Origin of the sequence: Actinoplanes solisilvae (assembly GCF_003999975.1) — a bacterium.
GTDB classification, from domain to species: Bacteria; Actinomycetota; Actinomycetes; order Mycobacteriales; family Micromonosporaceae; genus Actinoplanes; species Actinoplanes solisilvae.
On record NZ_RJAC01000005.1, the window covers coordinates 15,595 to 34,407 of the forward strand.

18 protein-coding genes are annotated in these 18,813 nt (G+C 70.4%); 9 read left to right on the top strand and 9 right to left on the bottom strand.

Annotation, left to right across the window (positions count from 1 at the left end; genetic code table 11):
- Window positions 1-8: 8 nt before the first annotated feature.
- The 4 genes from EER30_RS15740 (at window position 9) to EER30_RS15755 (ending at window position 3,335) form a co-directional block, all read left to right on the top strand.
- Window positions 9-1,619, top strand: a complete 1,611-nt coding sequence (locus EER30_RS15740; RefSeq protein WP_432417544.1) for a replication initiator — start codon at window positions 9-11, stop codon at window positions 1,617-1,619.
- A gap of 132 nt (window positions 1,620-1,751) precedes the next feature.
- Window positions 1,752-1,955, top strand: a complete 204-nt coding sequence (locus EER30_RS15745; protein WP_127501207.1) for a hypothetical protein — start codon at window positions 1,752-1,754, stop codon at window positions 1,953-1,955.
- Window positions 1,948-2,133: a helix-turn-helix transcriptional regulator gene (locus EER30_RS15750; protein WP_127501208.1), complete on the top strand. Its 186-nt coding sequence runs from the start codon at window positions 1,948-1,950 to the stop codon at window positions 2,131-2,133. The genes EER30_RS15745 and EER30_RS15750 overlap by 8 nt, the downstream gene beginning before the upstream one ends.
- Window positions 2,133-3,335 (top strand): tyrosine-type recombinase/integrase, encoded by a 1,203-nt coding sequence (locus tag EER30_RS15755; protein WP_127501209.1) that lies wholly within the window; start codon window positions 2,133-2,135, stop codon window positions 3,333-3,335. Before EER30_RS15750 ends, EER30_RS15755 begins: the two co-directional genes overlap by 1 nt.
- 81 nt (window positions 3,336-3,416) lie before the next feature.
- Here EER30_RS15755 and glnA read toward each other — a convergent pair whose 3' ends face one another.
- Window positions 3,417-4,841, bottom strand: a complete 1,425-nt coding sequence (gene glnA / locus EER30_RS15760) for a type I glutamate--ammonia ligase (RefSeq protein ID WP_127501546.1) — start codon at window positions 4,839-4,841, stop codon at window positions 3,417-3,419.
- Window positions 4,842-5,074: 233 nt separating this feature from the next.
- Between glnA and EER30_RS15765 the strand changes: the two genes are divergently transcribed.
- Window positions 5,075-5,467, top strand: a complete 393-nt coding sequence (locus EER30_RS15765) for an RDD family protein (RefSeq protein ID WP_127501210.1) — start codon at window positions 5,075-5,077, stop codon at window positions 5,465-5,467.
- Window positions 5,468-5,622: 155 nt separating this feature from the next.
- Here the strand turns inward: EER30_RS15765 and EER30_RS15770 are convergent, their stop codons facing one another.
- Window positions 5,623-6,315: a DUF4191 domain-containing protein gene (locus EER30_RS15770; protein WP_127501211.1), complete on the bottom strand. Its 693-nt coding sequence runs from the start codon at window positions 6,313-6,315 to the stop codon at window positions 5,623-5,625.
- A gap of 180 nt (window positions 6,316-6,495) precedes the next feature.
- On the opposite strand from EER30_RS15770, the gene EER30_RS15775 reads away from it, so the two are divergent.
- Window positions 6,496-6,681 (top strand): hypothetical protein, encoded by a 186-nt coding sequence (locus EER30_RS15775; RefSeq protein ID WP_127501212.1) that lies wholly within the window; start codon window positions 6,496-6,498, stop codon window positions 6,679-6,681.
- Window positions 6,682-6,734: 53 nt separating this feature from the next.
- A complete protein-coding gene (locus tag EER30_RS49610) occupies window positions 6,735-9,692 on the top strand; it encodes a helix-turn-helix transcriptional regulator (RefSeq protein WP_284699707.1) in 2,958 nt (985 codons plus the stop codon).
- A gap of 352 nt (window positions 9,693-10,044) precedes the next feature.
- Here the strand turns inward: EER30_RS49610 and EER30_RS15785 are convergent, their stop codons facing one another.
- The 3 genes from EER30_RS15785 to lipA all read right to left on the bottom strand — a co-directional run bounded on the left by EER30_RS15785 (window position 10,045) and on the right by lipA (window position 12,372).
- Window positions 10,045-10,266, bottom strand: coding sequence for a hypothetical protein (locus tag EER30_RS15785; protein WP_127501213.1), 222 nt, complete (start codon window positions 10,264-10,266; stop codon window positions 10,045-10,047).
- A gap of 34 nt (window positions 10,267-10,300) precedes the next feature.
- The gene (locus tag EER30_RS15790; protein WP_127501214.1) at window positions 10,301-11,302 is read right to left on the bottom strand and encodes a hypothetical protein; all 1,002 of its coding nucleotides are present in this window, start codon (window positions 11,300-11,302) and stop codon (window positions 10,301-10,303) included.
- A gap of 173 nt (window positions 11,303-11,475) precedes the next feature.
- Window positions 11,476-12,372, bottom strand: coding sequence for a lipoyl synthase (lipA, locus tag EER30_RS15795; protein WP_127501548.1), 897 nt, complete (start codon window positions 12,370-12,372; stop codon window positions 11,476-11,478).
- Window positions 12,373-12,770: 398 nt separating this feature from the next.
- Here lipA and aspS point away from each other — a divergent pair, with 398 nt between their 5' ends.
- Both aspS and EER30_RS15805 read left to right on the top strand, forming a co-directional pair.
- A complete protein-coding gene (gene aspS / locus EER30_RS15800; RefSeq protein ID WP_127501215.1) occupies window positions 12,771-14,036 on the top strand; it encodes an aspartate--tRNA(Asn) ligase in 1,266 nt (421 codons plus the stop codon).
- A 29-nt stretch (window positions 14,037-14,065) separates the two neighbouring features.
- Complete coding sequence (locus EER30_RS15805; protein WP_127501216.1) at window positions 14,066-15,184, top strand: outer membrane protein assembly factor BamB family protein; 1,119 nt, start codon at window positions 14,066-14,068, stop codon at window positions 15,182-15,184.
- On the opposite strand, the gene EER30_RS15810 is transcribed toward EER30_RS15805, so the two are convergent.
- Genes EER30_RS15810 through EER30_RS15825 form a run of 4 tightly spaced genes read right to left on the bottom strand, consistent with a single transcriptional unit; the run spans window position 15,181 to window position 18,789 of the window.
- On the bottom strand, window positions 15,181-15,345 hold the full coding sequence (locus EER30_RS15810) for a DUF5808 domain-containing protein (RefSeq protein WP_127501217.1): 165 nt from the start codon (window positions 15,343-15,345) through the stop codon (window positions 15,181-15,183). The genes EER30_RS15805 and EER30_RS15810 overlap by 4 nt on opposite strands.
- Window positions 15,345-15,980, bottom strand: coding sequence for a lipoyl(octanoyl) transferase LipB (gene lipB, locus EER30_RS15815; protein ID WP_127501218.1), 636 nt, complete (start codon window positions 15,978-15,980; stop codon window positions 15,345-15,347). The genes EER30_RS15810 and lipB overlap by 1 nt, the downstream gene beginning before the upstream one ends.
- A gap of 22 nt (window positions 15,981-16,002) precedes the next feature.
- Complete coding sequence (locus EER30_RS15820; protein ID WP_240670048.1) at window positions 16,003-17,850, bottom strand: DUF6311 domain-containing protein; 1,848 nt, start codon at window positions 17,848-17,850, stop codon at window positions 16,003-16,005.
- A gap of 30 nt (window positions 17,851-17,880) precedes the next feature.
- Window positions 17,881-18,789, bottom strand: coding sequence for a TIGR01777 family oxidoreductase (locus tag EER30_RS15825; RefSeq protein ID WP_127501219.1), 909 nt, complete (start codon window positions 18,787-18,789; stop codon window positions 17,881-17,883).
- Window positions 18,790-18,813: the final 24 nt, after the last annotated feature.

The following is an 18,813-nucleotide window of genomic DNA, read 5'->3' on the forward strand; positions in this document are numbered from 1 at the left end:
TCTCCACGTTGAGCGTCGTACCCGAAGCAACCGCTTCGGGTACGGCCCCCAGCGTCGAGCCGCAACCGCAAAATCTCCTGCCGACCCCCGCGAGGTCACCCTCTGCAGCAGGAACTCTTACGGCCGCCCCCTCGTGGTGGGTCCGCTCGGCCGACCTGCAGAAGCAGGCGGTCGCCCGCGCCGCCCGCCCCGACTATGACGCCTGGCTAGCCCACGTCAAACCGGCTTCCGCATGCGTGCGGCCGGTCCGGCTGGCCGGAACCATCGCCACCATCGAAGCCGCCACCGGACGGCTGCTCGCCGAACGTGCCACCGCGGACATGCCGGACGGGGTCATCTACAAGCCCTGCGGCAACCGCCGTGAATCAGTGTGCCCGTCCTGCTCGAAGCTGTACCAGCGCGACGCCTACCAAGTCGTCCGCTCGGGCCTGATCGGCGGCAAGGGAGTCCCGGAGCAGGTCGCCCACCATCCGGCCGTGTTCCCGACGTTCACCGCGCCCGGCTTCGGTGAGGTCCACACCCGCGCCGTGAAGCGGCACACCTGCACCCGGCGCACCGACTGCGACTGCCGCCCGGAACCGTGCCACGCCCGCCGCGACATCTCGGTCTGCCCGCACGGTGTCCGGCTCGTGTGCTTCGCCCGCCACGCCGCAACCGATCGCAACCTCGGCACACCGCTGTGCCTTGACTGCTACGACCACGACGCTCAAGCCGTCTGGAACCTCAGCGCGGGCGAGCTGTGGCGGCGCACCACGATCGCGGTCAACCGGTATGTGCGGCGGCTCTGCCGCGCACGCGGAATCCCCTACGTGGCAAAGGTTTCCGGCAACGGCAAGGTACGGATGGTCCCGCCCGTACGGCTGTCGTTCGGCAAGGCAGCCGAAATGCAACGGCGCGGCGTCGTGCACTTCCACGCCATCGTCCGGCTCGACGGCCTCGACCCAACCGACCCCGCCGCGATCGTCGCGCCCCCCGCCGGGATCGACGCGGCCGACCTGGTCGACGCGATCGACCACGCGGCCCGGACGGTCAGCTTCGCCACCGAACCGCACCCGGCCGCGCCCGGCGGCTGGCGGATCGGCTGGGGCGAGCAGGTCCTCACCAAGGTGATCACCGTGGCCGGGGCCGGTGAGGTCACAGACGCCCAGGTCGCCGCCTACCTGGCCAAGTACGCCACCAAGTCGACCGAGGTCACCGGCCACGCCTCAACTCGACTGACGGACGAGACGGTCAACGTCTACGCCGATCCCGACGGCACCCACACCGAACGACTGGTGGAGGCGTGCTGGATCCTCGGGCGGCCCCGTGAATGGCGACGGCTGCGACGGTGGGCACACATGCTCGGCTTCGGCGGCCACTTCCTCACCAAGAGCCGCCGCTACTCGATCACCTTCGCCCTGCTCCGCCACAACCGCGTCGTCTTCCGCCGCACCGAAACGGCCGGCCCCGACGCGGGCGAACCAGTGGCCGAGCCGACCACACTCGTCGTCAACTTCCTGGAGTTCGTCGGCTCCGGATGGCGGACCCCGGCTGACGCGATGCTCGCCAATACTTCCTCAGCGCTCGCCCGTGACCACCAGCAGGCCGCCAGGCAGTACCTAACCACCACAGCGGCCTGACCCGCGATCCACCGTCAAGCAATCCCTGACGGCGTTCTTTGACAACTCCACAGCGATAGGTGAACCCACCCCCGGCCGGTCCCGAGCCTTCTCTGTGTCTCTCAGCGCCCAAACCTGGAAGGAAACACTCCTGTGACAGTTCGAACCCGGCCCCTGCTGTCGGTCCGTCTCATCGGACGTCCCGATGTCGTCGCCGAGCAGAAGGCCTATCTGATTGCCCACCTGAGGCGGACGCTTGGCGACCGCACCGTCTGCCGAACCAGTACCCATCCCGCCGATTACCGCAACGACATCCGTGTCTACCTCACCGTGAAGGAGGTTCCCCGAGATGACTGACTCGCAATCCGACGATCTCTGGTCCATCGAACGCACTGCGCAATACCTCGGGATTCCGGTGGCCACGCTTTACCAGTGGCGGCATCGCCGCACCGGTCCGCCAGGTCGGCGGGTTGGGCGCTACATCCGCTACGACCCGGCCGAGGTCCGAGACTGGTACTACAGGCAGGCAGCCTGATGCCTATCGACGACCTTTGGTACCTAAGGGCGCGCGGTCCGAACCGGGAACGGCTGCCATCGAAGCGACACGGCCGGGGCAAACGGTGGCGAGTCCGCTGGAACGATGACCAGGGGCAGGCGCGCGAACGCCTGTTCGAACGCAAGGTCGATGCGGAACTCTTCGACGCAAACGTCCGGGCCGACGTCAGCCGAGGCCAGTACATTGACGATCGGGCAGGAAGGGCCACCGTCAGCTCTCTCGCCGAGCAGTGGCGAGAGAGCCAGTTGCATATCGAAAGCACGGCGATCCGGGTCGAGCACGCCATTCGCCTGCACATCCTGCCGGGCCTCGGACAGCTGCAGATCGGGCAGGTTCGCCGGAGCAAGGTGCAGGCATGGGTGCGGGACCGCAGTCTTGTACTAGCGCCGACCACGCTGCGGGTGGTCTACGGCTATCTGAACGCGATGTTCAGCCTGGCGGTCCGCGACCGGCTCATCGGCATCTCGCCTTGCACCGACATCCGGCTACCCGTCGTCGACCGTGGTAAGCGGGTCATCCCGTCACCCGAGCAGGTGCACCGGTTGGCGGAACTCATGCCAGCTCGCCTCTCAGCGGCCGTCTACGTGGCAGCCGGTTGTGGGCTGAGGCTGGGAGAGGTGCTCGGCCTGGAGATCGAAGACATCGACTTTGATCGGGCGGAGTTGTCGGTCCGGCAGCAGCTCAAGTCACACAAGGGCCGGCCGCCGTATCTCGGTCGGCCGAAGACCAAGACCAGCGTCCGGACGGTAGAGCTGCCGGATGTTGTCGCGGCGGCTCTCCGCGAACATTTGGAGGGCACTGGTGCCCCGGTTGAGATCGACGACGACACGGACCCACGGCGTCCGGTGCGACGACCGGCGGCGTTGGTGTTCAGAGGTGCTGACGGCAACCCCGTGATCGCATCGACGTTCTCGCGAACCTGGACGCCTGTGCGGGCGAAGGTGGGGTTGCCGATGCGGTGGGGATTCCACGGGCTCCGGCACTACTACGCGACTCTGCTGATCCACGCTGGTGCGAGCGTCAAGACGGTGCAACTGGCGCTTGGCCACTCGACACCCACGGTGACGCTCAACGAGTACGTGCACGAATGGCCGGACGCGCTTGACCGCACGCGCTCCCTGGTCGATGGCGCGCTCGGGCAACGCGAAACGGCGGCCACCTCGACCAGGGGCCGAGCATGACCGCCGTTCCTCAATCTGTGCCCACGTTGTGCCCAAGATCGGACCAGCGGCTGTTTTCGCTGGTCAAGGGCCTAGTGACGGTCAGACGTTGTAGTACATCTCGAACTCGTGCGGGGTCGGGCGGAGGCGTACCGGGTCGATCTCGTTGGCGCGCTTCCAGTCGATCCAGGTGGAGATCAGGTCGTCGGTGAAGACGCCGCCGGCGGTCAGGAACTCGTGGTCGTTCTCGAGGCTGTTCAGAACGGCGTCGAGCGAGCCGGGGACCTGCTTGACGTCGCCCCACTCCTCCGGCGGGAGGTCGTAGAGGTCCTTGTCGATCGGGGCCGGGGGCTCGATCTTGTTCTTGATGCCGTCGAGGCCGGCCATCATCTGGGCCGAGAACGCCAGGTAGGGGTTGCTCGACGGGTCGGGCACGCGGAACTCGACGCGCTTGGCCTTCGGGTTGCTGCCCGTCACCGGGATGCGGGTGCAGGCGGAGCGGTTGCGCTGCGAGTAGACCAGGTTGACCGGGGCCTCGTAGCCGGGCACCAGGCGCCGGTAGGAGTTGACGGTCGGGTTGGTGAACGCGAGCAGCGACGGCGCGTGGTGCAGGAGGCCGCCGATGTACCAGCGGGCCGTGTCCGACAGGCCGGCGTAGCCGGTCTCGTCGTAGAACAGCGGCTCGCCGCCCAGCCACAGCGACTGGTGGGTGTGCATGCCCGAGCCGTTGTCGCCGAACAGCGGCTTCGGCATGAACGTGGCGGTCTTGCCGTGCTCCCAGGCGGTGTTCTTGATGATGTACTTGAACATCTGCATCTGGTCGCCGGCGTGCAGCAGGGTCGAGAACTTGTAGTTGATCTCGGCCTGGCCGGCGGTGCCGACCTCGTGGTGCGAGCGCTCGACGGTGAAGCCGACGTCGATCAGGCGGCGGACCATCGCGTCACGCAGGTCGCTGTAGTGGTCGAGCGGCGAGACCGGGAAGTAGCCGCCCTTGTACGCGGTCTTGTAGCCCTTGTTGCCGCCGTCTTCCTCGCGTCCCGAGTTCCAGGCGCCCTCGATCGAGTCGATGTAGTAGAACGACTCGTTGGCCGAGGTGGAGTGACGGATCGAGTCGAAGATGTAGAACTCCGCCTCGGCGCCGAAGTAGGCGGTGTCGGCGATGCCGCTGGAGGCCAGGTAGGTCTCGGCCTTCTTCGCCACGTTGCGCGGGTCACGCGAGTAGGCCTCGCGGGTGAACGGGTCGTGGATGAAGAAGTTCAGCGCCAGCGTCTTCTGGATGCGGAACGGGTCGATGAAGGCCGTGGTGACGTCCGGCAGCAGCATCATGTCGGACTCGTGGATGGCCTGGAACCCGCGGATCGAGGACCCGTCGAAGGCGAGGCCGTCGGTGACGACGCTGTCGTCGAACGACTCGACCGGCATGTTGAAGTGCTGCATCACACCGGGCAGGTCACAGAACCGTACGTCGACGAACTTGACGTCCTCGTCCTTGAGGTATCGCAGCAATTCCTCGGGGTTGGCGAACAACACGTCCTCCTGGCACAGAATTCCGATACCGGGGCGGCGTGGAACCGCCGCATGGTTAAGCTGGTCGCGACGCTATGGGGCCGGAGTTGCCCAGGCGTATCCCGATTGTTTCCGTCGTGTTACGGGCACTGTGATGTACTCGTGCCGGGCCTAGGTCGCGATCAAGGCGACGTTACCGCGAAGCCGCCGCCCGCGCGCCGGGTCGGCGATTCCGGGCCGGTTACGCTGGGCCTATGGCAAGCAGCAAGGCACCGTACGGCCCGGTTGATCTCACCACGGTCCCGATGGCGAATTTCGGCCGGCGGCTGGGTGCCCTGGCGATCGACTGGCTCCTCTGCACGATCGTGGCCGGCCTTTTCGTCGATGATCTGCGGGCCAACCCGTGGCCCCAGCTCGGGGTTTTCGTGCTGGTCAACGCGTTCTTCCTGGGCCTGTTCGGCCAGACTCCGGGCATGGCCGTGCTGCGCCTGCGCGTGATCTCCATTGCGGACGGTGGCGCGATCGGCCTGCTCCGCGGGATCGTCCGGGCCGTCCTGCTGGCCCTGGTCATCCCCGCTCTGATCAACGACAGCAACGGCCGCGGCCTGCACGATCGCGCTGCCCGCTCGGTCGTGATCCGCCGCTGACCCCGCAAAGACCGAAGACCCTTCCCGCGTACGGCCGGGAGGGGTCTTCGGTTGAAGCGGTCGATTTCGGCGAACGCCTCGAACGCGTCGCGCGCTTGGGGTCGTACGCCTGAAGTAGGTCTTATGTCTTTGTCGGCGCTTGTCTTTGTCGGAGCTCAGCGCGGGCGCTGCTGGCGGAACGCGCCCTTGGTCGGCCGCATGTTCTTGGGGATCGCGCCCTTGGGCATCTGGGGGCGGGCCATCAGCGCGCCGAGACGCTTGTCGAGGGCGTTCACGTCTTTGCCGGTGAGGTTGCGCGGCAGGCGCATCATCGTCGAGCGCACCTTGCGGACGGGGAGCTGGCCGTCCTCGCTGCCGATCACGTAGTCGTAGAGCGGCGCGTTGCCGATGACCTTGGAGAGACGCTTCTTCTCCTGGCCGAGCAGGCTGCGGACGCGCTGGGGGTTGCCCTCGGCCAGCAGGATCACGCCGGGCCGGCCGATCACCACGTGCACCATGTCGAACTGGGTCGTCGACGCGGCCGCCGGACGCACCCGCCAGTCACCGCGCATGTTCTCGATCAGCGAGGCGGCGGCGCCGGGCTGGCCCTCGGCCGCGTTCATCATCGCCGCGTTGGACCGCAGGTTCAGCACGATCACGGCGGCCAGCAGGGTGACCATGATGCCGATCGGCAGGTAGATCCAGCCGAAGCCGAGCAGGATCAGGAGAACGGTGAGGGCCAGCGGGATGAGCACGGCCGCGGCCAGCAGCGGGACGAACCACTTGTCCTGCTTCGCGGTGAACGAGAACACCTGCCCGATCTGCTTCAGGCGCGTGCCGAACGACACCTTCTCCTGGGGTTTTGCCATAACTCGAAAGTGTAGTGGGACGGGTACGTCTTACGCGGACCCCCTCCTTACCCGTGGCTCAGCGGTGGGTAAGGGGGGTGGCGCCGCCAATATGGGGCAGCTTCCCCATGCGCGCGGGGGGCCTTCCCGCGAAGAGTTCAGGTCAGCAAGCACCGACTCTTCGCCTCGAAGGAGCCCACGATGTTCCCGTACAACGACCCGCAGGCCATGCTCGACATCCACCGCCAGCGCGCCGCTGAGCTGTCCCGGCACGCCGCTTCGACGCGGGCCGCGCGCGAGGCCGGCTCGACCCGTGTGAGCCGCTTCGGCCGCTGGCCGCGCCGGTCCCGGGGAGAGCAGGCCGGCCACGCTGCCGTCACGGCGTGACCGTGGCGCTCGCGGAGCGATTTCTGTCGTACCCGCATGGCATGCTCGACCTCATGACGGCGCAGGCTCACAGCGAGGTGCTCGTCGGTCGTGAGGCCGACCTCGCCGCGCTGCGCGACGCGCTGAAACGAGCCCGCCACGCCGAGCCGTCGACCGTGCTGGTCGGCGGTGAGGCGGGGGTGGGCAAGACCCGTCTGATCGAGGAATTCTGTCGCGACCTCACCGGCGACCGGGTCCGGGTGCTCTCCGGCCAGTGCCTCGAGCTGGGCGAAGAGGGCCTGCCCTTCGCCCCGTTCGCGGGCGCGCTGCGCGAGCTGGTGCGCGCCGAGGGCCTCGAGATCCTCGGCGGCCACGAGCACAAGCTGGCCCGCCTGCTGCCCGAGCTGGGCCCGCCGCCCGAGCAGGACGCTCGCCGTGGCCTGCTCTTCGAGGCGTTCGCCGCCCTGCTCGAGCGCCTGAGCAGCGAGCAGCCGGTCGTCCTGGTGCTCGAAGACCTGCACTGGGCCGATCGCTCCACCCGCGACCTGATCGGTTTTCTGGTGCGCGGCGCCCGGCTGCCCCACCTGCTGCTGGTCGCCACCTACCGCACCGACGAGCTGCACCGCGGCCATCCGCTGCGGCCCTTCCTGGCCGAGCTCGACCGGGTGCGCGGCGTGCTGCGTCTCGAGGTCGACCGGCTCGACCGCGAGGGCACCGCCGAGATGCTCAGCCACCTGCTCGGTGCCGAGCCCGACCCGCGCGTGGTCGACACGGTCAACGAGCGCTCCCAGGGCAACCCGTTCTTCATCGAACAGTTCGCCGGCGCGGCCGACCCGGCCTGCGCCGACATCCCGACCAGCCTGCGCGACCTGCTGCTGTCCCGGGTCGACCTGCTGCCCGAGCCGGCCCAGCGCGTGCTGCGGGTGGCCGCCGTCGGGGGCACGCGGTTCGGCCACGAGCTGCTCGCCCGCGTCGCCGGCATGGACGACGCGGCCCTCGAGTCGGCCCTGCGCGTCATCGTCGCCGCCCAGCTCGTGGTCGTCGTCGACGGCGACGGGGGCTACGAGTTCCGCCACGCCCTCGTGCGCGAGGCGGTGCACGACGACCTGTTGCCCGGCGAGCACGCCCGGCTGCACGGCCGCTACGCCCGGGCCGTCGAGGCCGAGCCCCACCTGGTCGCGATGGGCCGGGCCGCCGCCGAGATCGCCCACCACTGGCACGCGGCCCACGACCACCCGCGCGCCCTGATCACCGCCAAGATCGCCGCCGACGAGGCCAAACTGCGCTTCGCGTACGGGGAACAGGCCTCGCTGCTCGACCGGGTGCTGCGGCTCTGGGAAGAGGTCGCCGACGCCGAGACCCTGCTCGGGCTCGGCCACCTCGACCTGCTCGAGGAATCCGCGCTGGCCGCGATCGACTCCGGCGAGCACATGCGCGCCCTCAGCCTCACGCGCGCCGCGCTCAGCGACCTCGACGTCGAGAACGAGCCGCTGCGAGCCGGCCGTCTGCTCGTGCGCCGGGCCAAGCTGCTGCGCAACGCCGGCAAGTCCGACGGCGCCCCCGAGTGCGACGACGCGTTCCGGCTTCTCGTCGCAGCCCCGCGTGGCGCCGAGCGGGTCCGCCTGCTGGCCGAACTGGCCCACCTCTACGGCGGCATCGACTACGACCGCGCCATCGAGGTCGCCCAGATCGCGCTGGCCGACGCCGCCGAACAGGGCGACCTGGCCGCGATCGTGACGGCCGAGGTCGCGTACGGATCGTCGTGCTCCGGCCGAGGCCAGGCCTCCGAGATTCTGCCGATCATCACCGACGCGGTCGAGCGTGCCCGCGTCGTCGGCGACTTCCCGAGCTTCACCCGCGGCCTGGTCAACCTCTCCGACACCCTGTTCGAGCTTGGCCGCTACGAAGAGTCAGCCGCCGCCGCGGCCCAGGGCCTGCCCGACGCGGGCCGCATCGGCGTCGGCCGCACGACGGGCGTCTACCTGCTGGCCAACCACGCCGAGGCGCTGATCGCCCTGGGCCGCTGGGACGAGGCCGACCTCCGCCTGGCCGAGGCCGCCCGCCTCGACCCGCCCGAGACCCTCGCGCTGCCGTGGCTGCGCCTGCGCGCCCGCATCCGCCTGGCCCGCGGCCGCGACGACGCGCAGTCCCTGGTCAGCCGCACGGTCGCCTTCCTGCGCCGCCCCTACCTCAGCCACGAAAGCCGCCTCGCCACCCTCGATCTGCGCATCCTCGCGGCCTTCGACGACCCCGACCCGGCCCGCGCCGCCGAGGCCGCCGGCGCCGCCCTGACCGACCCGGCTCTGGTCCTGCTCCCGCGCTACGGCTGGTCGATCCTGGCCAACGCGGCCCGCGCCGCGACCCGGGCCGCCGACGCCGGCCTGACCGCGTCGGTCGCCGCCGCGGCCGCTGGGCTGCCCCAGCGCTACCCGGCCGACATCGCGTTCGCGGCCCACGTGCGAGCCCTGCTCGACGGCGGCGAGGCCCGCTGGCGCGAGGCCGTCGAGGCGTGGCGGGTCGACGGTCAGCGGCACGAGCTGGCCTGCGCCCTGCTGGGCCTGGCCGAAGCGCAGGCCGCTGCCCGGGGCTCGGCCGACGGCACATCGCGTTCCTCGGTGGGGGCCGCTTCCCGTTCCCCGGCGGGCGCCGCTTCTCGTTCCGCCGCCGCCGGCTCGAGTTCTGCGGCCTACGGTGAGCGGGCGAATCCGGCCGAGGCGATCGCGGAAGCCTTGGCGATCGCCACGGCCCTGGGCGCGACCCCGCTGATCGAGGCGGCCGACACCCTCTCGCGCCGGCTGGGCATCCGGTCGTCGGCGCCGGCCGCCGAACGCGACGAGGTGCTGACCGCGCGGGAACGCGAGGTGCTGCGCCTGGTCGCCGAGGGCCACAGCAACAGCCGCATCGCCGCCGACCTCTACATCTCACCCAAGACGGCGAGCGTCCACGTCTCCCGCATCATCGCCAAGCTCGAGGTCACCAACCGCGGCGAGGCGGCCGCCGTCGCCCGCCGCCTCGGCCTGCTAAACGACTGAACCTCGCGAGCCAGATCCGGCGGCCGGCAACGCCGGTGGCTTGATGCCGAGCCGGCGCAGGGCGTGTGCCTGCACCGATCGCACCTGGTTGCAGCCGAAGGTTCCGTCCGGTCGCTGGACGCGGTAGAGATCGAACCGGACTTCACCGGGCTCGAAGGGATACCAGTCGATGCCCCAGCTTCGCAGTCAACGCTCCCAGTGGCGATGCCACTCCCGGGTGGACACGCCGCCCTCGCTTCTCTGCACGACCACCCACTCCGACCGGCTCATCGCCCGAGGTTATCGCCGGGAGGCGGCGCAGCACAGTGCGCAGCGAAGTCGAAGGCCGCCGACGGCGTTCGGTGGCTGTCCCCTACAGCCGCGCCTCGGCGTGGAGGATGTGGCTGTTGGGGCTTACGTGGGCGGTCAGGTGCCAGCCGAGTGGGGCTACCGCGGCGGTCAGTTCCGTTGGCTGCCAGAAGCGCTTCACGATGCGGAACTCGCGGCCGTCGTTGAGGATCCGGTTCTGGACGTGGCCGGGCAGCTCGGCGTCGTGGTGGCTGTCGATCAGGTGGACGCGGCCGCCGGGACGCAACGCTGAGGCGACCCTGGACCCGTTTTCGTGGGCCCTACGGCTCGCGGATCGTGCGGAGCACGCGGACCAGCAGGAATCCGCCGCCGCCGATCAGGAGAAGGCCCATGGAGGTGGCGAGAATGCTGCCGGTGCTCATGCCACGGGCGGCGGTGGCGGCCTCGGCGGTCGCGGTGGCGGTGGGTGGCGCGAACATGGCGGGAGCATCTCCGGCGTCGGTCGTGGTGGTCGCGGTGGGAGCGGCCGCCGCCGAGGGAGCTTCCGGTGCGGCGGTGACGGCCCGGGTCGGAAGAGCGGCGGCGGGGGCGGTGGGCTGCTGCGCCGGTGTGGTGGTGCAGCCGGCCTCGGGCGGGCGCCAGCTCCCGACGTACGTGGTGAAGGTGTTGTCTCTGATCGTCAGGGTGCCGCCGGCGGGGGCGCGGACCGTTTTGGAGCGGCCGGGAGCCAGGCGCGTGAGGCGGCCGCTGATCAGGAACGCGGCGTTGACGTTGGCGGTCGCGCCGTTGGCGAGCGTGGCCGTGTAGGAGCCGTCGCACGCGTTGGTGAAGGTGACCTTGGGGGCGGGCGCGCACTCGGCCGAGCCGCCCGTGTAGAGCGCCTGGGGGCCGGAGGAGCGGCTGCCCGGGGCTCCCAAGGTCTTCGATCCGTACGGGTTGGCCGCGCTGGTGACCTCTTCGAGCAGCTCGGTGCCGGTGACGGCGACGACCTGGGCGAAGCAGGGCGGGACCACGACGTCGAGGGTGACGCTGCGGGCCGCCGAGGTGATGGACGCGCGGTCGCTGGAGTAGGTGAACTGGCCCGCGTTGCCTCCGGGGGCGCCGGCCGTGTACGCGATCAAGCCGAACGATTGGGTCTGACCAGGGCAGAGCGGGCGTACGGCGGTGATCGTGGCGCGGCCGTTGCCACCGTTGAAGGTGTGGCGGTAGGTGGCTGACGACGCGCCGACGCAGGTCTCGGCCGCGGCGGCCAGGGCCACGGGGGCACCGAACGTGGTGGCCGGCGTTGCCACCGCGGCGAGCAGGAACATGAACCGGCGCACTGGCTGACCTCCCTCGCTGCGTTCGCTCCCCTCGTTCCACAGCATCGGCTGACATGTCCGACTTGCTGAGGACAAGGCCCTCCGGAGGCGGGAAGCGAGGGGAGATCGGGGAAGCGAGGGGCGAAAAGGTGATGCCCCGGCCTTAGGGCCGGGGCATCAGGTGGAGATCGGGATCAGCCGCGGGCCTCGAGGGCCTGCTTGTAGAGGCGGCCGGCGCGGTAGGACGAGCGGACCAGCGGGCCGCTCATGACGCCGGCGAAGCCGATCTGCTCGGCCTCTTCCTTCAGCTCGACGAACTCCTCGGGCTTGACCCAGCGCTCGACCGGGTGGTGGCGAGGCGTCGGGCGCAAGTATTGCGTGATGGTCACCAGCTCGCAGCCCGCGTTGTGCAGGTCGCGCAGCGCCTGGGAGATCTCGGCCCGTTCCTCGCCCATGCCGAGGATCAGGTTGCTCTTGGTCACCAGGTCGGCGGCGCGCGCCTGGGTGATGACGTCGAGTGAGCGCTCGTAGCGGAAGCCGGGACGGATGCGCTTGAAGATGCGCGGGACCGTCTCGACGTTGTGCGCCAGCACCTCGGGCGCCGACCCGAAGACCTCGGCGAGCTGTTCGGGCTCGCCGTTGAAGTCGGGGATCAGCAGCTCGACGCCGCAGCCGGGCTGGAGCTTGTGGATCTGGCGGACCGTTTCGGCGTAGAGCCACGCGCCGCCGTCGGGCAGGTCGTCGCGGGCCACGCCGGTGACGGTCGCGTATTTGAGGCCCATCGTCGCGACGGACTCGCCGACGCGGCGGGGCTCGTCAGCGTCGAACTCGGCGGGCTTGCCGGTGTCGATCTGACAGAAGTCACAGCGCCTGGTGCATTGGTCGCCACCGATGAGGAAGGTCGCCTCGCGGTCTTCCCAACATTCGTAGATGTTGGGACACCCGGCCTCTTGGCACACCGTGTGCAGGCCCTCGCGCTGCACGAGGCCGCGCATCTGGGTGTATTCCGGGCCCATCTTGGCTTTGACCTTGATCCACGGCGGCTTCCGCTCGATGGGAGTTTCGGCGTTGCGCGCTTCGATGCGCAGCATGCGGCGGCCCTCTGGAGCGATAGTCACGGGGTCGAGGTTACGCCTGCGAGGGTCCCTGCCTAGACAGGGGCGACGAGGCTCACTTGAACCTGTTCTGTGACCGCCGTCACATCGTACGGGTCAATTCGCTTTCGCGCCCTGGTCGCCTGCTGTTAACGTGCCGCCCACGGCAGTGAGGGAACCGAGTAACGCCCCGACCCGCCGGCCGAGAGAGCCACCGATCGCTGTGAGGTGGCCCGTGCGCCGGGGCGTGAAGACACTCCTGAGCCGAGCATGACAAGAGGCGCCCGCGGGTCGGTTGAGCCCAGTGGCGCGAAGGTGTGGTGGCACCGCGAGGATCCCGCTCGCCCACACCTCCCTGGGGCCGCGTTGCAGCTTTTCTCCAGGAGGTCGACACCATGCAGCGCATCCTCTCCAGCCGTCTCAAGGCCCACGTTCACGAGACCGTGACCGTCGCCGGCTGGATCCACCGCCGCCGCCTGCTCAAATCGGTGGCGTTCCTCATCGTCCGCGACGCCGAGGGGCTCAGTCAGGTCGTTGTGGACGACCCGGCGACGCGGGCCCAGCTCGAAGGGCTCACCGAGGAGAGCGTCGTCGCCGTGACCGCCACGGTCACGCCCAACGACCAGGCTCCGGACGGGATCGAGCTCACCGGGCCGACGATCCGGGCGCTCTCCACAGTGACCGAATCGTTACCGTTCGAATTGCACCGTCCGGCGCTGGGCGCCACTTTGCCCACCCAGCTCGACCACGCGGCCCTCGCGCTGCGGCATCCGGCCCGCCGGGCGAGCCTGCGCATCGCGGCGGCGGCGACGGCCGGGTTCCGGGCGGCGCTGAGCGAGCAGCGCTTCGTCGAGATCCAGACGCCGAAGATCGTGGCGTCGGCCACCGAGTCGGGCGCGAACGTCTTCGCCCTCGACTACTTCGGCCGGCCGGCCTACCTCGCCCAGTCGCCGCAGTTCTACAAGCAGGTGATGGTCGGCGTCTTCGAGCGGGTCTTCGAGGTGGGCCCGGTCTTCCGCGCCGAACCGAGCGACACCGCGCGGCACCTGGCCCAGTACACGTCGCTCGACGCCGAGATGGGGTTCATCGACGACCACCGCGACGTGATGGCCACCCTCACCCGCACGCTCACCGTCATGATGGCCACCATCACGGCGCGTGCGCGGTTCGCTACCCCGCGGGTGCCGTCGGAGATCCCCGCCGTGCACTTCAGCGAGGCGCTGCGGATCGCCGGAGCGCCTGCCGACGAGCCCGACCTGGCGCCGGCGCACGAGCGGGCGCTGGGCGAGTGGGCGCTGCGCGAGCACGGATCGGACTTCGTCTACGTGACCGGCTATCCGATGCGTAAGCGGCCGTTCTACACCCACCCCGACCCGGCCGACCCGCAGTGGTCGAACGGCTTCGACCTGCTCTTCCGCGGGCTCGAGATCGTGACCGGCGGCCAGCGTCTGCACCGCTACGACGACTACGTCGAAGCCCTCGGGAGGGCGGGGGAGCCGCTGGAGCCGTACGCGGGTTATCTCGACGCCTTCCGGTACGGCATGCCTCCGCACGGCGGCTGGGCCATCGGGCTGGAACGGTTCGTGGGCCGCCTGACCGGAACGGCGAACGTCCGCGAGGTCACCGCTTTCCCCCGGGACCTGCATCGCGTCACCCCCTGACGTGTGAGGCGGGTCGTAGAGTCCGAATCGTGCTCATCGACCTCGATCACGCGCCGCCGCCGATGGAGACACCGGCGCGGCCTCGGCGACCCCGCCGCTACTGGGCGGCCGCCGTCGCCGTGCTGGTCCTCGCGCTGGCCGGTGGGGCGGCGGCACCGGGCCGCGACGGGCTCACGCCGGTGCTCACCATCGACGGGCGGGGGGTCTCGGCCAGTCTCCTGACCGAGGAGGCGCTCTACCTCGTGCGGTTGGACGGGCGAGCCGAGGCGCACGCGTTGTGCGCCGGCTGTCCGCAGTGGAGCACGAGCGTCAATCCGGGGCAGCGGCTCACCCTGGCCGGGGACGCGCTGATCGTCGACGCCGGTGAGGGGGCGGTTGCCGTCCTCGACGCGCGCACGGGTGAGCTGCGGTGGCGCACGCTCGATTCCCCGCTGGCCGAGCTGCTCGGTGGGAACCTGATGACGTGGACCCCCGAGGGCAGCGATCTGCGGGTGCTGGACCTACGGACCGGCCGCGAGCTGTGGAAGCGGCCGGTGGGGTCGTACACCTCGGGCGACTCGCGCGTCGTGGTCTTCGACGACCCGAGCGGTGTGACGGTCCTCGACGCGGCCGACGGGACGGAGACCGTACGCGGAGATCTCGATCTGCCTCGTCTGAGCGCCCAGGTGCTCGGCGGCCGGCTGCTCGTGTTCGGCGACGATCACCTGGCGGCCTATCGTCTCGCCGACCTGAAGCAGGAATGGCTGGCCTTCGTCTCGGCCCACGGGGTGCTCGACTGCGGCGGCCTGCTCTGCGCGGTCGGCCTGACCGGCATGTCGGCGCTCGACCCGGCCGACGGGTCGGTGCGCTGGAGCGACCCGAGATGGATGATCATCAGTCCGGACGGCGTGGCGAGCGACGAGGACGGGCACTCGGCGCAGCTCGACCTGGCGACCGGCCGGCTCGTACGGGACTTCGGCCGTGGCGCCCCCGTCGGCGACCTGGTGCTGCACCCCGAACGCGGCCGCACGACAGTGACCCGCCTGACCGACGGCCGGGTCGTCGGCGTGCTGCCGCTGACGCTGCCCCGCGCCTGCTCGGTCGCCGGACCCTATCTGGGCTGCGAGCGCCCCGACGTCACGATCACGGTCTGGCAGGCCGGCTCCTAGGCGAGCACGGCGATGGTCATGCCGATGACGATGGCCAGGGGCAGGATCGTGGTGCAGACCAGGATGACCCAGGCGACCGGGTGGCCGAAGTTGAGGGCCACCCCGCCGCCACGCTTGGGCACGAAGACGCGCTTGTCCTGCGGGTCTCGATAAAGAGGCATCAGAGCAGGGTAGTCAGGTGCTTCTCGACGACCGGCAGCACCTCGGCCACGGTCACGTCACGGCCGAGCTCGGCCGCGAGCGAGGTGACCCCGGCGTCGCGGATGCCACACGGCGTGAACCGGTCGAACTCGGCCAGGTCGCAGTTCGCGTTGATGGCGAAGCCGTGCTGGGTGACGCCGCGCGCGACCCGGATGCCGATCGCCGCGATCTTGCGGTCGGGGCCGCGGTCGTCGGCCAGGACCCAGGCGCCGCTGCGGCCCTTGATCTCGGAGCGGGCGGCCTCGACGCCGAACTCGGCGCAGACGTCGATGAGCATCTGCTCGGTGCGGCGGACGTAGGCGACCACGTCGATCGGGTCGGCGAGCTTGAGGATCGGGTAGCCGACGAGCTGACCCGGCCCGTGCCAGGTGATCTTGCCGCCGCGGTCGACCTCGACGACGGGGGTGCCGTCGATCGGCAGGTCGGCGGGCTCGGTGCGCTTGCCGGCCGTGAGGACGCTGGGGTGCTCGAGCAACAGGACCGTGTCGGGCTGGACGCCGTCCGCCACGGCGTCGTGCAGGCGTCGCTGCTCGTCCCAGGCCTCGCGGTAATCGACCAGGCCGGGTCGCAGGACAGTGAGGGTGGAAGTTGTCACGGGCTCCACGGTAGTCCCCTCCTCAGCGGTCGACCGGGTCCAGACCGGGACGGATGCGCCACACCAGCACGTCGTCGACGCGCTCGGGCGGGCCGAGCAGCTCGGTCGCGGTGATCTCGACCGCCGAGCGGAACAGCGGCCCCTGCGGACCGGAGATCTCGTCGGGCAGGAAGAGCGCCTGCACGTTCCACCGTTCGAAGTCGGCGCGCGCGGTGGCCCGGTCGCCGTTGTTCAGGTCGGCGAGGTAGCCGTAGAAGCCGGCCCGCAGGAACAGCCAGTCGGTGGCCCTGGGCACGGCGCCGATGCGGCCCTCGCCCTCCTTGCCCCGCACGTCGGGGCCGAGGAAATAGCCGCCGGGAATGCGGAACTCCTTGCCGGCACGAGCCATCGTGTACGCCTGCCAGCGCTGCCCGTCGGCGGCCACGTTGATGGCGAACGGCAAGGCGCTGATGACCCCGCCGTCGTTCACGTACCGTTCCCAGGTGCCGTCGGCGATGAACCGCGGTTCGGGCGCCCGGTGCCGATAGTGGAGCGGCAGCGGGAAGATCGGCACCAGCGCGAGCACCAGCCCCATCGCGAACAGCGGGCGGGGGGACCGGTAGAGCGCGTGGTCGGTGGCCATCGCCAGAACCACACCGAACACGCCCACCAGCACCAGCGCGAACCTCAGCGGCAGCGCCGCGTCGAACAGCGGCAGGTGTTGCAGCAGCGCGTAGAGCAGCGGGACGTCGGTGTTGAAGCCGCCCACCTGCAGCCGCGGGCCGAGCGACACCAGCAGGAAGACCCCGCCGACCACCATGAGGGCGCGCAGCGTCGAGCGCCGGCGCTCGTCGGCCCGCCGCCACAGCATCACCAGCGAGGCCACCACCAGCACGATCAGCGGCAGCCCGAAGAAGCTCGTCTCCTCGGTGGGGTTGGGCGCCAGCTTGTTGGACAGGCCCGCCCCGCTGGCCAGGGAACGGTCGCTGAAGGCGAAGAAGGACAGCAGGTCCTCGGAGTAGTTGCGCTGGTTGAATCCGGTGCCCTTGAAGGTCTGCGGCCCGGCGAAGTGCATATAGAGCGGGTACGACAGCAGGAAGCCGGCCACCACCGCGGTGACGCCCAGCCCGGCCAGGAACTTCGGCAGGGCCGCCCGCGCCTCGGCCCGGTTGACCTTGGCGAGCGCCCACGTGATCACGAACACGCCGCCGGCCAGCGCGGTGAAGAAGAGCCCCTCGGCGGCGATCGAGAAGCCGAGCGCCAGCACGATTCCCAGGATCAGCCCGTTCGGCAGCCAGCGGGCGGTGTCGCGCATCTTGAGCAGCCGCCACAGCACCAGCGGCGCGATCCAGCCCGACGTCCAGTTGAGATGGCCGTTGGCGTGGGCCACGAAGCCGGGCGCGAAACCGCAGAAGAGCCCGGCCAGCGCGGCCGCGGCCCGGTGGCGGGTGATCCAGCGGGCCAGGAACAGGTACCACGCGAAAGCGGAGCCGGCCAGATTGAGCGTGAGGATGGTCAGGAAGCTGACCTGCGGGCCGGCCAGCATCGTGAGCGGGGCGAACACGAGCGCGTACACCGTGATGGAGGTGTTGGCGGCCAGGTTGACGCCGTCGGGCACGTTCATCAGGTCGGTGAAGAACGGGTCGCCGCCGTGGTGCAGCAGGTGCACGCCGTAGGACAGGACCCATTCGAAGAACGCCTGATCGCCGACGTTGTCGGCCACGGCGTGCTGGAACGGGTCGCGCCAGAGGCGGCTGATCACGTAGATCGCGAGGGCCAGGGCGACGAGCGCGACGAACAGATGTGAGCGCCACCGCCGGGCCGCCGGTTCGGCGGTGGAGGACGGTGGCTCGTCCGCGGCGGACGTGGTGGTGGGAGCGGCGACGGACATCAGCCGCAGGTTAGCAAGCGGAGCTGACAATCACCGCGTGGCCGTCTTCTCGCGTGTGGCCGCGGCCCGCAGCGCGACGTCGATCGTCGGGTAGGTCCAGCGGAATCCGGCCCGCTGCAGGACGGCCGGGACGACCCGCTCGCTGCGCAGCGACTCGCCGGCCAGCTCGCCCAGCGCCACGTAGAGCGCCGGGCCGGGGACGGTCAGCAGCGCCGGGCGGTTGACCGCGGCGGCGAGCGCCTTGGTGAACTGGGCGTTGGTGGCCGGCTCGGCCCCGACGACGTTGACCGGGCCGGAGATGTCCTCGCGTTCGAGCAGGAACCCGGCCGCGGCGAGCCAGTCGGGCGTATGGACCCAGGGCATCCACTGCCGGCCGCCGCCGATCTTGGCGCCGCCGCCGAGGCGGAACACCGGCAGCAGCGGCTTGAGCAGGCTGTCGAGGGTGATGCCGGTGCGCAGCAGCACGACGCGGGTGCCGGCGTCCTCAGCCGGGCGGGCGGCGGCCTCCCAGACCCGGCACAGGTCGGCCAGGAACGTGGTGCCGGCCGGCGCTTCCTCGGTGACCGCGTTGTCGCCGGTGTCGCCGTACCAGCCGACGGCCGAGCCCTGCAGCAGCGTGCGCGGGCGGTCGGCCTGGGGCAGCTTGTGGATGGCCCGGGCGAGCGTGCCGGTGGTGTCGACCCGGCTCGAGCGCAGCGTGCTCTTGTAGCGGGCGGTCCAGCGCTTGTCGCCGACGTTCGCGCCCGAGAGATTGATCACGGCGTCGGCCGCGGCGACCACCTGCGGATCGATCTGGCCCTGGGCGGGTTGCCAGCTGGCCTCGTCGAGCGCCTGGGCGGGCCGGCGCACCAGCCGGGTCACCTCGTGCCCGTCGCCCTTGAGTTGTTCGACGAGCCGCGTGCCGAGGAACCCGGACGCGCCGGAGATCAGGATCCGCATGGTCCTCATCATGCCCCGTTGTGA

Excerpts from the sequence above, each read along its gene's own strand:
- EER30_RS15755 (WP_127501209.1), top strand. The coding sequence starts at position 2,133 with ATGCCTATCGACGACCTTTGGTACCTAAGGGCGCGCGGTCCGAACCGG.
- aspS (WP_127501215.1), top strand. The coding sequence starts at position 12,771 with ATGCAGCGCATCCTCTCCAGCCGTCTCAAGGCCCACGTTCACGAGACC.
- lipA (WP_127501548.1), bottom strand. The coding sequence starts at position 12,372 with ATGCTGCGCATCGAAGCGCGCAACGCCGAAACTCCCATCGAGCGGAAG.
- EER30_RS49610 (WP_284699707.1), top strand. The coding sequence starts at position 6,735 with ATGACGGCGCAGGCTCACAGCGAGGTGCTCGTCGGTCGTGAGGCCGAC.
- EER30_RS15820 (WP_240670048.1), bottom strand. The coding sequence starts at position 17,850 with ATGTCCGTCGCCGCTCCCACCACCACGTCCGCCGCGGACGAGCCACCG.
- EER30_RS15810 (WP_127501217.1), bottom strand. The coding sequence starts at position 15,345 with ATGCCTCTTTATCGAGACCCGCAGGACAAGCGCGTCTTCGTGCCCAAG.
- EER30_RS15750 (WP_127501208.1), top strand. The coding sequence starts at position 1,948 with ATGACTGACTCGCAATCCGACGATCTCTGGTCCATCGAACGCACTGCG.
- EER30_RS15825 (WP_127501219.1), bottom strand. The coding sequence starts at position 18,789 with ATGCGGATCCTGATCTCCGGCGCGTCCGGGTTCCTCGGCACGCGGCTC.
- EER30_RS15765 (WP_127501210.1), top strand. The coding sequence starts at position 5,075 with ATGGCAAGCAGCAAGGCACCGTACGGCCCGGTTGATCTCACCACGGTC.
- EER30_RS15770 (WP_127501211.1), bottom strand. The coding sequence starts at position 6,315 with ATGGCAAAACCCCAGGAGAAGGTGTCGTTCGGCACGCGCCTGAAGCAG.
- EER30_RS15775 (WP_127501212.1), top strand. The coding sequence starts at position 6,496 with ATGTTCCCGTACAACGACCCGCAGGCCATGCTCGACATCCACCGCCAG.